Source organism: Peterkaempfera griseoplana, from assembly GCF_001418575.1.
Lineage (GTDB): Bacteria > Actinomycetota > Actinomycetes > Streptomycetales > Streptomycetaceae > Peterkaempfera > Peterkaempfera griseoplana.
The window spans coordinates 1-13,927 of record NZ_LIQR01000568.1 but is presented as its reverse complement, the minus strand read 5'-3'; the positions used below and the strand labels follow the sequence as shown (position 1 = coordinate 13,927).

Genomic DNA, 13,927 nt, shown 5'->3' with positions numbered 1-13,927 from the left:
TCCCCAGCGTCTCCCCCCGGAACAGGTCGAAGGAGACACCGTCCACCGCCCGTACCGCCCCCACCTGGCGGCGCAGCACGATGCCCTGGGTCAGCGGGAAGTGCTTGACCAGATCCCGTACCTGCAGAATCGCCTCAGCCACGGACCGTCTCCTCCCAGAAGTGGCAAGCACTGCCCCGGCCGGGGCATTCGGTGCCGTCCGGCTCGGTCACGGCGTACAGCGGCGGCACCTCGACCCGGCAGATCTCCCGGGCCTGTGGGCAGCGGGGGTTGAAGGCGNNTGGGCGGCAGGCCCTTGATGGCGTAGAGCTCCTCTCCCTTCTGGTCCAGCCGCGGGATCGACTGCAGCAGACCCTTGGTGTACGGGTGGGCGGGCTGCTTGTAGAGCTCGTGCACGGGGGCGGTCTCCACGATCCGGCCGGCGTACATCACCGCGATCTTGTCGGCGACGTCCGCCACCACACCCAGGTCATGGGTGATCAGGATCAGACCCATGTGGTACTCACGCTGCAGCTCGGCCAGCAGATCCATCACCTGGGCCTGCACCGTGACGTCCAGCGCCGTGGTCGGCTCGTCCGCGATGATCAGATCCGGCTCCAGCGCCAGCGCCATCGCGATCATGATCCGCTGACGCATACCCCCGGAGAACTGATGCGGATAGTCGTTCACCCGCTCCCTCGCCGCGGGAATCCGCACCCGGTCCATCAGCTCGATCGCCTTGGCCTTGGCATCCTTGCGGGACATGCCCTGGTGCACCCGGAACATCTCACCCAGCTGGAAGCCGACGGTCAGCACCGGGTTCAGCGAGGAGAGCGCGTCCTGGAAGATCATCGCCATCTTGGCGCCACGGATCCGCCGCCGCTCCTTCTCGGAGAGCTTCAGCAGATCCCGGCCCTGGAAGAGGATCTCTCCCTCGGTGACGAACCCCGGCGGTGAGTCCAGGATCCCCATCACGGCCTGGGAGCTCACCGACTTGCCGGACCCGGACTCCCCCAGGATCGCCAGCGTCTCACCGGCCCGCACGCTGTAGTTCACACCGTTGACCGCCTTGGCCACGCCCTCGCGGGTGCGGAACTCCACATGCAGGTCGCGCACCTCCAGCAGCGGGTTCCCCGCAGCGTCCGCGGTGCCGTCACGCGGGGTCTCGTCGACGAGGTCGTAGATGTCGCTCAACGGTTCCTCCAACTCAGCGGAGCTTGGGGTCGAGGGCGTCGCGCACCGCGTCGCCCAGCATGATGAACGCAAGTACGGTGATGCTGAGCGCACCCGCCGGATAGAGCAGCATGTGCGGGGCGTTGCGGATGTAGCCCGCCGCCGCCGAGATGTCGATGCCCCAGGAGACGGTGGGGGGCTTGAGGCCCACGCCCAGATAGCTCAGGGTGGCCTCCAGGGCGACATAGGTGCCCAGCGCGATGGTGGCGACCACGATCACCGGGGCGATCGCGTTGGGCAGTACATGACGAAGCATCATACGGGCGTTGCCCGCTCCCAGCGCCCGGGCTGCCATCACATAGTCGTTCTGCTTGGCCGTGATCACCGACCCGCGGGCGATCCGGGCGACCTGGGTCCAGCCCAGCAGCACGATGAAGCCCACCACGGTCCAGATGGTGGTGCTGGGGAGGACCGACAGCAGCACCAGGCCGCCGAGCAGGATGGGGATGCCGAAGAAGATGTCGGTGATCCGGGAGAGCAGCCCGTCCCACCAGCCGCCGAAGAAGCCGGCCAGGCCGCCCAGCACGGTGCCGGCGACGGCGGCCCCCGCGGTGGCGCAGACGCCGACGGTGACCGAGGCCCTGGCGCCGTAGACGGTACGGGTGTAGACGTCGCAGCCCTGGGTGTCGAAGCCGAACCAGTGGCCGGGGGCCGGGCCGTCCAGCGACCTGGCGAGATCGCAGTCCAGCGGGCTGCGGGTGGCGATGGAACCCGGCCAGACGGAGATCACGACCAGGAAGACGATCAGTAGCGCGGAGATGATGAAGACCGGGTTGCGCCGCAGGTCCTCCCAGGCGTCCTGCCAGAGACTGCGGGGCTTGGCGGCCGGTCCCGGCCCGGCGGCACGGGCGTAGTCGGCGTGTTCGAGGGTGTCGGCCTCCCCCATGGCGAGGCCGCCCGGGTTGACTCCCGTCCGTTCGACCTCGTCGGGCTCACCGTGGGGGCCGATGTCAGGCATAACGGATCCTCGGGTCCAGGACCGCGTACAGCAGGTCGACGAGCAGGTTGGCGATCAGGAAGATGATCACCAGGATGGTGACGAAGCCGACCACGGTCGGTGAGTTCTGGCGCAGGATGCCCTGGTAGAGCTGGTACCCCACGCCGTGGATGTTGAAGATCCGCTCGGTCACCAGCGCACCGCCCATCAGGGCGCCGATGTCCGTGCCGAGGAAGGTCACCACCGGGATCAGCGAGTTGCGCAGCAGATGGCGGCCGACCACCCGGTGCCGGGGCAGTCCCTTGGCGACCGCGGTGCGCACATAGTCGGCGCGGGCGTTCTCCGCGACGGTGGTGCGGGTGAGCCGGGTGACATAGGCCAGCGACACCGCGGCCAGCACCAGCCCCGGCACGATCAGCTCGTTGAAGGGGGCCTCCGCGGAGACCGTGGCGGGGGCCACGCCCCAGCGGACGCCCAGCAGCAGCTGGAGCAGATAGCCGGTGACGAAGGTGGGGACGGACACCACCACCAGGGTGAGGACCAGCACCGCGGTGTCCACCCAGCCGCGCCGGCGCAGACCGCTGACCACTCCCAGCAGCACACCGAACACCGCCTCGATGAGGATCGCCACGATCGTCAGCCGCACGGTGATCGGGAAGGCGGTGCGCATCAGCTCGGTGACCGGCTGTCCGTTGAAGGCGGTGCCGAAGTTCCCGGTGAAGATGCCCGCCATGTAGAGCAGGTACTGCTTCCACAGGGGCTCGTCGAGGTGCAGGTCGTGGCGGATCTGGGCGGCGGTGGCGGGGTCGGGTGCCCGGTCGCCGAAGAGCGCGGACACCGGGTCGCCCAGCGCGTACACCATGATGAAGATCAGCAGGGTGGTGCCGATGAAGACCGGGATCATCTGGAGCAGCCGCCGGATGACGTAGCGTCCCATGCTTCTTCCCTCCGAGGGGGCGGTGCGCGGGGCCTGGGCGGGGCGGTCCTGCCGCCCCGCCCGGCTGCTCAGCTCTTGACGGTGATCCGGTAGTAGACCGGCACGCTGAAGGAGTTGAGCCGGACGCCCGAGACCCTGGCGGAGTAGCCGCCGACGGCGTTCTGGTACCAGAGCGGGATGGCCGGCATCTGCACCGCGAGGATCTTCTCGGCGTCCTGCCAGGAGGAGACCGCGGCGGCCGAGTTCGGGGCGGCGTTGGCCTGGTTGGCCAGCTTGTCGAACTGCGGGTTGCTGAAGTGGGCGTCGTTGGAGGAGCCGTTGGTGGTGTACAGCGGCTCCAGGAAGTCCTGGATCAGCGGGTAGTCCATCTGCCAGCCGGTACGGAAGGCGCTGGTCATCTTCTTGTCGGTGACCTGGCTGCGGAAGTCCGCGAAGGTACCGATGGGGTTGCCCACACAGGCGTGGTTGTTGCCGAGCACGGTGTTGATGGAGTTGCAGACCGCGTCCACCCAGCTCTTGTGGTCACCGTCGGCGTTGTAGCTGATCGTCATCTGCCCGCCGGGCAGGCCGCCGCCCTGCTGGATCAGGGTCTTGGCCCTGGCCGGGTCGTAGGTGCAGGCCTGGCCGCAGATGGTCTTGGAGAAGCCGCCCTGCTGCCCGAGGACCGGGGAGGTCCAGTCGGTGGCCGGGGTGCGGGAGTTGTTGAAGATCCGCTGGGTGATCTGCGGGCGGTTGATCGCCATGGAGATGCCCTGCCGGACCTTGAGCGCGCCGGGCGTTGACCAGTTCGCCTGGTAGAGCGGGAAGGAGAGGGTCTGGATGATGCCGGCGGGCTGGTTGATGAAGCGGCCCGAGAGGTCGGAGGGGGCGTTGGCCAGCTGGGCGGCCGGGATGATGTCGATGACGTCGAGGTTGCCGGCCTGCAGGTCGGTGTAGGCGGTGTTGGCGTCGGTGTAGACGATCAGGTCCACTCCGCCGTTCTGTGCCCGGTCGGGGCCGGAGAAGTTGCTGCTCTTGCGGAGCTCCATCTTGGAGCCCTTGGTGTAGCTGCTGATCACGTACGGGCCGTTGCCGATGGGCTTCCTGAGCCAGGCCGCGGGGTCGCTGAAGAACGCCTTGGGCAGCGGGTAGTAGGCCGAGTACCCCAGGGTGTCCGGGAAGAGGGAGAACTTCTGGATGAGGGTGACGGTGAAGGTCAGGTCGTCGACCTTCTTCAGCCCCTTCATCGTCCTGGCCGTGGGGCTCCCGGAATTGGGGTGCACCGCCGCGTAGCCGTCGATGTAGGCGAAGAAGGAGGCGTTCAGCTGCTTGTTGGTGACCAGCGCGCCGTAGTTCCAGGCGTTGATGAAGGAGTCGGCGTTGACCGGTTCGCCGTTGCTGAACTTCCAGCCCGGCTTGATCCGGACGGTGAAGGTCCGCTGGTCGCTGCTGGTGATCGACTGGGCGACCTCGTTCTGGGCCGCCCCGGTGTCCGGGTTGTAGATCTTCAGTCCACGGAAGATCATGTCCAGCACCTTGCCGCCCTGCACCTCGTTGGTGTCGGCCGGCTCCAGCGGGTTCTGCGGGTCGCCCCAGTAGGCCCGCACCACTCCACCGGGAACGGACCCGCCGCCGCTGGAGCCTCCGCCGCCACCCGAGCAGGCCGTGGCGGCCAGCGCCACGGCAGCCGCACCTGCGATCCAACTGACCTGCGCGGTTGTGCGCATGGGTGCCTCCCTCGACACGGGGACGGCGGTCTGCCACCCGCAGACCGGACCTTTGCTCGCCGTGTCCCATAAGGGCATATTCGGCGCAAAGTCCACCATGACATCCGTATCACCGCGGGTCCCGAAAGACGTGCACCGCCATGCGGGTGACGCGAAAGGCCCGGCCGCGCCATCCTCGGGGGGTGGCGCGGCCGGGCCGTTGCGGGGGCGGTTCAGGCGGCGCCCACCACGTCCTTCTCCTCGGCGAAGTGGCAGGCGGAGTCATGGGCGGCCGGGCCGCTCAGCACCTGCGGCACCGCCAGCAGCGGCACCTCCTGCGCGCACTTCTCCTGGGCCTTCCAGCAGCGGGTGCGGAAGCGGCAGCCGGACGGCGGGTTGGCCGGCGAAGGCACGTCGCCCTGCAGGATGATCCGCTCCCGGCCCTCGCGGGCTTCGGGGTCGGGGACCGGCACGGCGGAGAGCAGTGCCTGGGTGTAGGGGTGGGTGGGGTGGTCGTAGATCTGGGTGTCGGTCCCGATCTCGACCATCTTGCCGAGGTACATCACGCCGACGCGGTCGGAGATGTGGCGCACGATCGACAGGTCGTGGGCGATGAACATGTAGGAGAGCTCGAACTCGTCCTGCAGCTTCTCCAGCAGGTTCACCACCTGCGCCTGCACCGAGACGTCCAGCGCCGAGACCGGCTCGTCCGCGATGATCACCTCGGGCCGCAGCGCCAGCCCCCGGGCGATCCCGATCCGCTGCCGCTGACCACCGGAGAACTGGTGCGGATACCGGTTGATGTACTCCGGGTTCAGACCCACCACGTCCAGCAGATCCTGCACCGCCCGGCGACGGTCCCCCTTCGGCGCCACCTCCGGGTGGATCTCAAAGGGCTCCCCGATGATGTCGCCCACCGTCATCCGCGGGTTCAACGAGGTGTACGGGTCCTGGAACACCATCTGGATGTTGCGGCGCACCGCCTTCAGCGCACGCCCCGACAACCGCGAGATGTCCTCGCCCTTGTAGAGCACCTGACCCGACGTCGCCCGCTCCAGGTTCATCAACACCTTCGCCAGCGTCGACTTACCGCACCCCGACTCCCCCACGATCCCCAGCGTCTCCCCCCGGAGCAGGTCGAAGGAGACGCCGTCGACGGCCTTGACGGCGCCGATCTGCTTCTTGAGCAGGACGCCCTGAGTGAGCGGGAAGTGCTTGACCAGGTCGCGCACCTCGAGGATCGGCTCAGCCATCGAGGGTCTCCTTCCAGAAGTGGCAGGCGCTGCCGCGGCTGTCGGTCACGGGGTGGAGGACGGGGATGTCGGTGCGGCAGACGTCCTGGGCCATGGGGCAGCGGGGGTTGAAGGCGCAGCCCGAGGGGATCCGCAGCAGGTTGGGCGGCAGGCCCTTGATGGCGTAGAGCTCCTGGCCCTTCTGGTCCAGCCGCGGGATGGAGTCGAGCAGGCCCCGGGTGTAGGGGTGCGCGGGCTGCTTGTAGAGCTCGTGCACGGGGGCGGTCTCCACGATCCGGCCGGCGTACATCACCGCGATCTTGTCGGCGACGTCCGCCACCACACCCAGGTCATGGGTGATCAGGATCAGACCCATGTGGTACTCACGCTGCAGCTCGGCCAGCAGATCCATCACCTGGGCCTGCACCGTGACGTCCAGCGCCGTGGTCGGCTCGTCCGCGATGATCAGATCCGGCTCCAGCGCCAGCGCCATCGCGATCATGATCCGCTGACGCATACCCCCGGAGAACTGGTGCGGATAGTCGTTCACCCGCTCCCGGGCCGCGGGAATCCGCACCCGGTCCATCAGCTCGATCGCCTTGGCCTTGGCATCCTTGCGGGACATGCCCTGGTGCACCCGGAACATCTCACCCAGCTGGTACCCGACGGTCAGCACCGGGTTCAGCGAGGAGAGCGCGTCCTGGAAGATCATCGCCATCTTGGCGCCACGGATCCGCCGCCGCTCCTTCTCGGAGAGCTTCAGCAGATCCCGGCCCTGGAAGTTGATCTGGCCCTGGGTGACGAACCCGGGGGGCGAGTCCAGGATGCCCATGATCGCCTGCGCGGTCACCGACTTGCCGGAGCCGGACTCACCCAGCACGGCCAGCGTCTCACCGGCGCTGACGCTGTAGTTCACACCGTTCACGGCCTTGGCCACACCGTCGCGGGTGCGGAACTCCACATGCAGGTCGCGCACCTCCAGCAGCGGGGTGCCTGCCTTTCCGGCCTGCGGGTTCACGGACTTCTCGGTCGTCGTGGTCATCGTGCCGCCCCTCTCTCAGCGCAGCTTGGGGTCGAGGGCGTCGCGCACCGCGTCGCCGAGCAGGATGAACGCCAGCACCGTGATGCTGAGCGCACCCGCCGGGTAGAGCAGCATGTGCGGCGCGTTGCGGAACGAGGACGAGGCGGACGAGATGTCGATGCCCCAGGAGACCGTCGGCGGCCGCAGACCCACACCCAGGAAGGAGAGCGTCGCCTCCAGCGAGATGTAGGTGCCGAGCGCGATGGTGGAGACCACGATCACCGGGGCGACCGCGTTGGGCAGCACATGACGGAGCATCATGCGGGTGCTGCCGGCACCGAGCGCACGGGCCGCCTGTACGTAGTCCTGCTGCTTGACGGTCACCACCGCGCCGCGCGCGATACGCGCCACCTGGGGCCAGCCCAGCAGCACGATGAAGGTGATCACGCTCCACAGGGAGCCGCCGACCAGCGACAGGAAGACCAGGCCGCCGAGCAGGATCGGGATGCCGAAGAAGACGTCGGCCAGCCGCGAGAGCAGGGTGTCCCACCAGCCGCCGAAGAAGCCGGCCAGTCCGCCCAGCACACCGCCGAGGACGGCGGAGCCCAGGGTCGCGAGCACACCAACGGTGATGGAGGCTCGGGCGCCGAACACCGTACGGGTGTAGACGTCGCAGCCCTGCTGGTCGAAGCCGAAGGGGTGGCCGGCGGCCGAGCCCTGCAGGGAGTGCGCGAGGTCGCAGTCGCCGGGGTCGCCGGAGGCGATCAGGCCGGGCCAGATCGCGATGACGACCAGGAAGGTGATCAGCAGTCCCGAGATGATGAAGACCGGGTTGCGGCGCAGGTCGCGCCAGGCGTCCTGCCAGAGGCTGCGGGCCTTCTCGCGGACCGGCTCGGCGGCGGCCAGTGCGCCGGTCTCGGGGACCTCGGTCTCGACGGGGGTCTTGGTCAGCTCAGGCATACCGGATCCTCGGGTCCAGGACCGCGTACAGCAGGTCGACGAGCAGGTTGGCGACCAGATAGACGATCACCAGCACGGTGACGAAGCCGACCACGGTGGCGCTCTCCTGGCGCCGCACACCCTGCATGAGGTTGTAGCCGACGCCCTGGATGTTGAAGATCGTCTCGGTGACCAGCGCGCCACCCATCAGGGCGCCCAGGTCGGTGCCCAGGAAGGTCACCACCGGGATCAGCGAGTTGCGCAGCAGGTGCTGGGTGACCACCCGGCGGCGCGGCAGGCCCTTGGCGACGGCGGTGCGCACATAGTCGGCGCGCAGGTTCTCCGCCACCGAGGTGCGGGTGAGCCGGGTGACGTAGGCCAGCGACACGCTGGCCAGCACCAGTCCGGGCAGGATCAGCTCGTTGAGCGGAGCCCCGTAGGAGACCGTGGGACGGATCACCGCCCACTTGACGCCCAGCAGGTACTGCAGGGTGAAGCCGAGCACGAAGACCGGGATGGAGATCACGATCAGTGTGAACGCCATGGCGACGGTGTCGGTCAGCCGGCCCCGGCGAAGTCCGCTGACCAGCCCCAGGGCGATGCCCACCACGGCCTCGATGACGAAGGCGGTGAGGCCGAGCTTGAGGGTCACCGGCCAGGAGCGGGCCATCAGGTCGATGACCGGCTCACCGGTGAAGGCGGTGCCGAAGTCGCCGGTGAAGATGCCCTTGAAGTAGAGCACGTACTGCAGCCACAGGGGCTTGTCCAGGTTGAACTCGGCGCGTATCTGCGCCGCGACGACGGGGTCCGGGGCCTTGTCGCCGAAGCGCGCGGCGATCGGGTCGCCGAGGGCGTGGACCATGAGGAAGATCAACAGCGTGGTCCCGATGAACACCGGGATCATCTGGAGCAGTCTCCTGAGGACATAGCGCCCCATGAGGCCTCCTGTGGCTTTGCGCTCCGGGTCGGAGCGGAGTGCTGGGCAGCCGGGGCCCCGGGGCGGCGGCGGGGGTGAGCCGCCGCCCCGGGGACATCGGGCCTTACTTCTTGGTGATCTGCGAGTAGACCGGGACGCTGAACGGGTTCAGCTGGACGTTGCCGATGTTGGCGCCGTAGCCCGCGGTGGCGTTCTGGTACCAGAGCGGGATCACCGGCATCTCCTGCACCAGGAGCTTCTCGGCCTGCTGGTAGGTCGCCACGGCCTTGGCGGAGTCGGTCTCCGCGTTGGCCTCACCGACCAGCTTGTCGAACTCCTTGTTGCTCCACTTGCCGTCGTTGGAGGAGCCGTTGGTGGTGTACAGCGGCTCCAGGAAGTCCTGGACGGTCGGGTAGTCCATCTGCCACCCGGTGCGGAACAGGCCGGTCATCTGCTTGCTGGTGACCTGGTCGCGGAAGGACGCGAAGGTACCCACCGGGTTGCCCACGCAGGTGCCGCCGCCCAGCGCCTTGTTGATCGTGTTGCAGACGGCGTCCACCCACAGCTTGTGGTTGCCGCGGTCGGCGTTGTAGCTGATGGTGAGCTTGCCGCCGGGGATGCCGCCGCCCTCCTCGATCAGCTGCTTGCCCTTGGCCGGGTCGTAGGTGCCGAACTCGCCGAGCATGTCCTTGGAGTAGCCGGCCTCGCCGAGGACCGGGGAGGTCCAGTCGGTGGCCGGGGTGTAGGTGCCGGCCAGCACGGTCTTGGTGATCGACGGGCGGTCGATCAGCATCGACAGGCCCTGGCGGACCTTGGCGGCCTGGGCGGTGTTCCAGTCCTTCTTGTACAGCGGGAAGGAGACCGTCTGCACGATGCCGGCGGGCTGGTTGATGTACCGGCCCTGGAGGTCCGACTGGGCGTTGTTGGTCTGCGTGGCGGGCAGCTGGTCCATCACGTCCAGGTTGCCGGCGACCAGATCCTGGTAGGCGGTCTCGTCGCTGGTGTAGACCTTGAGGTCGACGCCCTTGTTCTGGGCCTTCATGTCGCCCTGGTACTCGGGGTTGGGAACCAGCGACATGCCCTGGCCCTTGGTCCACGAGGTGATCTTGTAGGTGCCGTTGCCCACCGGGTTCTTGACCCACGCGGCGTGGTCGGTGAAGAACTTGGCCGGCACCGGGTAGTACGCCGAGTAGCCCAGGGTGTCCGGGAAGGTGGAGAACTTCTGGGTCAGCTTCACCGTGAAGGTGAGGTCGTCGACCTTCTTCAGACCGGACATGGTCTTGGCGGACGGCTTGCCGGCGTCCGGGTGGACCTTGTCGTAGCCCTCGATGTAGCCGAAGAACGACGAGTTGAGCTGGGCGTTGGTGGAGAGCGCGCCGTAGTTCCAGGCGTCCACGAAGGAGGCGGCGTTCACGGGCTCGCCGTCGCTGAACTTCAGCCCGGACTTGAGCTTGATCGTGTAGTTCTGCGCGTCCGTGGTGGTGATGGACTCGGCGGCCGCCAGGCGCGCCTTGCCGGTCTTGGCGTCGTACTCCTGCAGGCCCTGGAAGATCATGTCCAGCACCTTGCCGCCGTTGACCTCGTTGACGTTGGCCGGCTCCAGGGTGGTCTGCGGGTCGCCCCAGAAGGCCGTCACCACGCCGCCGCCGCCGGAGGCCGAACCGGAAGAGGAACCGCCGCCGCCGCTGCCGCAAGCAGTCGCAGCAAGGGCGACGGCGGCAGCCGCCATCACCCACTTGGCCTGGGTAGCACCGCGCATTGGGATGCCCTCCTGAAAGAGATGTCCGTCACGTGGAGGGCCGGACGACTGTGTCGGCCTCTCCTCGCTCGAGGTTCGGCGCGCACCCCTGCGCGTAACCCTGACCCGAGCACAACGTTCACCACTATCCGTCACTCAAACGGGCGACAACGCCCGAAATGTGTCTCGATTTGATTACGTGACCTATGGAACAATCCCGAAAAACGGACATAACACACATAGACAGACACGTACTAAACGGACAGTTGCCATGGATGACGGACGGTGCACTCCGTTATCCGTACAGAATGCGTGACTGTGCGCTACGCGCGTCGACCACGGAGCGTGCAAAAGCCCCCGGTGGAGAGACCACACGGGGGCCTGTGCACAGCGCTCACTGCCGAGAGGGCGTCAGCCCTTCTTGGCGCGCGCGGTGGCCCGGCCGCGCTCCTTCTGGTCCAGCACCACCTTGCGGATGCGCACCGTCTCCGGGGTCACCTCGATGCACTCGTCCTCACGGCAGAACTCCAGGGACTGCTCCAGGGAGAGCTTGCGCGGCGGCACCAGCGACTCGGTGACGTCGGCGGTCGACGACCGCATGTTGGTGAGCTTCTTCTCCTTGGTGATGTTGACGTCCATGTCGTCGGAGCGGGAGTTCTCCCCGACGATCATGCCCTCGTACACCTCGGTGCCCGGCTCCACGAACAGGGTGCCGCGCTCCTGCAGGTTGGTCATCGCGAAGGCGGTGACCGGGCCGGGACGGTCGGCCACCAGGGACCCGCTGGAACGGGTGCGCAGCTCGCCGAACCACGGCTCGTGGCCCTCGAAGATGGAGTGGGCGATACCGGTGCCCCGGGTGTCGGTGAGGAACTCGGTACGGAAGCCGATCAGGCCGCGGGCCGGCACCACGAACTCCATCCGGACCCAGCCCGAACCGTGGTTGGTCATGGTCTCCATACGGCCCTTGCGGGTCGCCATCAGCTGGGTGATGGCACCGAGGAACTCCTCCGGGCAGTCGATGGTCATCCGCTCCACCGGCTCGTGCACCTTGCCGTTGACCAGCTTGGTGACCACCTGGGGCTTGCCCACGGTCAGCTCGAAGCCCTCCCGGCGCATGGTCTCCACCAGGATCGCCAGCGCCAGCTCACCGCGGCCCTGCACCTCCCAGGCGTCCGGACGCTCGGTGGGCAGCACCCGCAGCGACACATTGCCGACGAGCTCGCGGTCGAGGCGGTCCTTCACCAGACGGGCGGTGACCTTGTGGCCCTTGCCGCCCTTGCCGACCAGCGGCGAGGTGTTGGTACCGATGGTCATCGAGATCGCCGGCTCGTCCACCGTGATCAGCGGCAGCGCGATCGGGTTGTCGGGGTCGGCCAGGGTCTCGCCGATCATGATGTCCGGGATGCCGGCCACCGCGCAGATGTCACCGGGGCCGGCCTTCTCGGCCGGCTTGCGGGTGAGCGCCTCGGTCATCAGCAGCTCGGTGACGCGGACGTTCTGGATCGTGCCGTCGCGCTTGATCCAGGCGACGGTCTGGCCCTTCTTGATCTCGCCCTGCTCCACCCGGCAGAGCGCGATACGGCCGAGGAAGTTGTCGGCGTCCAGGTTGGTGACATGCGCCTGGAGCGGGGCGGCGGCGTCGTACTCCGGAGCCGGGACGTGCTCCAGGATGGTGGAGAAGAACGGCTCCAGGTTCTCGCTGTCGGCCGGGACGGTGCCGTCCTCCGGCTTGGTCAGCGAGGCGACACCGTCGCGCGCGCACGCGTAGACGATCGGGAACTCGATCTGCTCCTCGGTGGCGTCCAGGTCCAGGAAGAGGTCATAGGTCTCGTTGACCACCTCGTCGATCCGGGCGTCCGGGCGGTCCGTCTTGTTGATGCAGAGGATCACCGGCAGCTTGGCCTGGAGCGCCTTGCGCAGCACGAAGCGGGTCTGCGGCAGCGGGCCCTCGGAGGCGTCCACCAGCAGCACCACCGCGTCCACCATCGACAGGCCGCGCTCGACCTCGCCGCCGAAGTCGGCGTGGCCGGGGGTGTCGATGATGTTGATGACGATCGGCTCACCGCCGCCCTTGGGGTGGTACCTGACCGCGGTGTTCTTGGCGAGAATGGTGATGCCCTTCTCGCGCTCCAGGTCGTTGGAGTCCATCACCCGGTCGTCCACGTGCTGGTGGGCGGCGAAGGCGCCCGCCTGCTTCAGCATGGCGTCGACCAGGGTCGTCTTGCCGTGGTCGACGTGGGCGACGATGGCGACATTGCGGATGTCATTGCGCGTGGGCATGCGGAGCGGAATCTCCCGGATCGGATCGTGGCGCCCCGGCCTGCTACCGGTCCACCTGCCGGGCTCGACATGCCACGGCTGCCCTCCATGGTACGGGGCAAGGGTGAACCAAGCAGAAACGCCCAGGTACCGGGGGCGGGTCAGGCCCGTGGCTTCCCGGCCCGGCGCCGGGAGGCCGCCGGGGCAGGGCCTGGGTGCGGCGGCTCAGGAGCTCAGGGTGAAGCCCATGTCCTGGAAGCGGGGGGTGGCGAAGCCGAAGGCGCCGACCCCGGCCAGATTGTCGCGGACGGCGACGATCTCCGGGCGCTGGAAGAGCGGGATCGAGGTGGCCTCCTGCCAGATGCGGACGTCGGCCTGCTGGGTGAACCGGTTGGCGCTCTCCGGGTCCAGGGCGGCCACCGCCTCGTCCATCAGCCGGTCGATCTCGTCGGTGCCGGTGCGGGCGTAGTTGAAGCCCACCTCGGGCAGCCCGTCCGGGCCCGGCTGGGGCTTGGCGTACACCGGGCGCTCGTCCGCCACCGTGCCCGCGCCCACCGGCCAGGAGAAGACGGCCAGGTCGAAGTCGCCGGCCGCCACATGGTCGGCGAAGAAGCCGGCACCGTCCACCGTGCGCGGCACCGCGGCGATGCCGACCTGCGCCAGCTCCGAGGTGAGTGCGTCGGCGATCCGGCGGGAGGTCGCCGAGCCGGCGGGGATGAGCAGGTCCAGGGTGAGCGGCCGGCCCTCCCGGGTGCGGACCCCGGCGGGGAGCGGCGCCGCCGGGGACGGCGAGGCCAGGTCGGCCGGTACCGGCGAGGCCGAGGACGGGGCGCCGGCGGAACCGGTCGCCGACGGCAGCGCCGAGGCGGAGGCAGAGGCAGACGGGGAGGCAAAGGGGGAGGCGGAGACCGGGGCAAGGGTGGAGGCGGAGGGGAGCGCCGAGGCCTGCCCGGTCGCCGGGGCCGGGGAGGCGAGGGCCGAGGGACCGGCCGCCTCGGCGGGAGCGTCCGCCCTCCAGCCGGCCGCCTCCAGCAGCCGGGCCACCGCCTCG

At 68.5% G+C, this 13,927-nt stretch carries 10 protein-coding genes and 2 pseudogenes; all 12 read right to left on the bottom strand.

The features are described from left to right. Positions 1–134 precede the first annotated feature (134 nt). Positions 135–279, bottom strand: a pseudogene (locus AOK09_RS42775) (methionine ABC transporter ATP-binding protein); the annotation flags it as partial. Between the two features lie 2 nt (positions 280–281). Then, positions 282–1,164 (bottom strand): ABC transporter ATP-binding protein (locus AOK09_RS32915; protein ID WP_407675454.1); only part of this gene is annotated, 883 nt, incomplete at its 3' end. A 22-nt stretch (positions 1,165–1,186) separates the two neighbouring features. Then, positions 1,187–2,170 carry an ABC transporter permease gene (locus tag AOK09_RS32910; RefSeq protein ID WP_055590882.1) on the bottom strand — a complete coding sequence of 328 codons (984 nt, stop codon included), beginning with the start codon at positions 2,168–2,170 and terminating at the stop codon, positions 1,187–1,189. Beyond that, a complete protein-coding gene (locus tag AOK09_RS32905) occupies positions 2,163–3,086 on the bottom strand; it encodes an ABC transporter permease (protein ID WP_055590881.1) in 924 nt (307 codons plus the stop codon). The genes AOK09_RS32910 and AOK09_RS32905 overlap by 8 nt, the downstream gene beginning before the upstream one ends. A 68-nt stretch (positions 3,087–3,154) precedes the next feature. Beyond that, positions 3,155–4,792, bottom strand: a complete 1,638-nt coding sequence (locus AOK09_RS32900; RefSeq protein WP_055590880.1) for a peptide ABC transporter substrate-binding protein — start codon at positions 4,790–4,792, stop codon at positions 3,155–3,157. A 212-nt stretch (positions 4,793–5,004) separates the two neighbouring features. Next, positions 5,005–6,024, bottom strand: coding sequence for an ABC transporter ATP-binding protein (locus AOK09_RS32895; protein ID WP_055590879.1), 1,020 nt, complete (start codon positions 6,022–6,024; stop codon positions 5,005–5,007). Then, a complete protein-coding gene (locus tag AOK09_RS32890; protein ID WP_055590878.1) occupies positions 6,017–7,045 on the bottom strand; it encodes an ABC transporter ATP-binding protein in 1,029 nt (342 codons plus the stop codon). Before AOK09_RS32890 ends, AOK09_RS32895 begins: the two co-directional genes overlap by 8 nt. A gap of 15 nt (positions 7,046–7,060) precedes the next feature. Then, the gene (locus AOK09_RS32885) at positions 7,061–7,984 is read right to left on the bottom strand and encodes an ABC transporter permease (RefSeq protein ID WP_079063620.1); all 924 of its coding nucleotides are present in this window, start codon (positions 7,982–7,984) and stop codon (positions 7,061–7,063) included. Beyond that, positions 7,977–8,900, bottom strand: a complete 924-nt coding sequence (locus AOK09_RS32880) for an ABC transporter permease (protein WP_055590877.1) — start codon at positions 8,898–8,900, stop codon at positions 7,977–7,979. The genes AOK09_RS32885 and AOK09_RS32880 overlap by 8 nt, the downstream gene beginning before the upstream one ends. Positions 8,901–9,003: 103 nt before the next feature. Beyond that, complete coding sequence (locus AOK09_RS32875; protein ID WP_055590876.1) at positions 9,004–10,638, bottom strand: peptide ABC transporter substrate-binding protein; 1,635 nt, start codon at positions 10,636–10,638, stop codon at positions 9,004–9,006. Positions 10,639–11,028: 390 nt separating this feature from the next. Further along, positions 11,029–12,897: a translational GTPase TypA gene (typA, locus tag AOK09_RS32870; protein WP_055590875.1), complete on the bottom strand. Its 1,869-nt coding sequence runs from the start codon at positions 12,895–12,897 to the stop codon at positions 11,029–11,031. A 204-nt stretch (positions 12,898–13,101) separates the two neighbouring features. After that, positions 13,102–13,927, bottom strand: a pseudogene (locus tag AOK09_RS32865) (ABC transporter family substrate-binding protein); the annotation flags it as partial.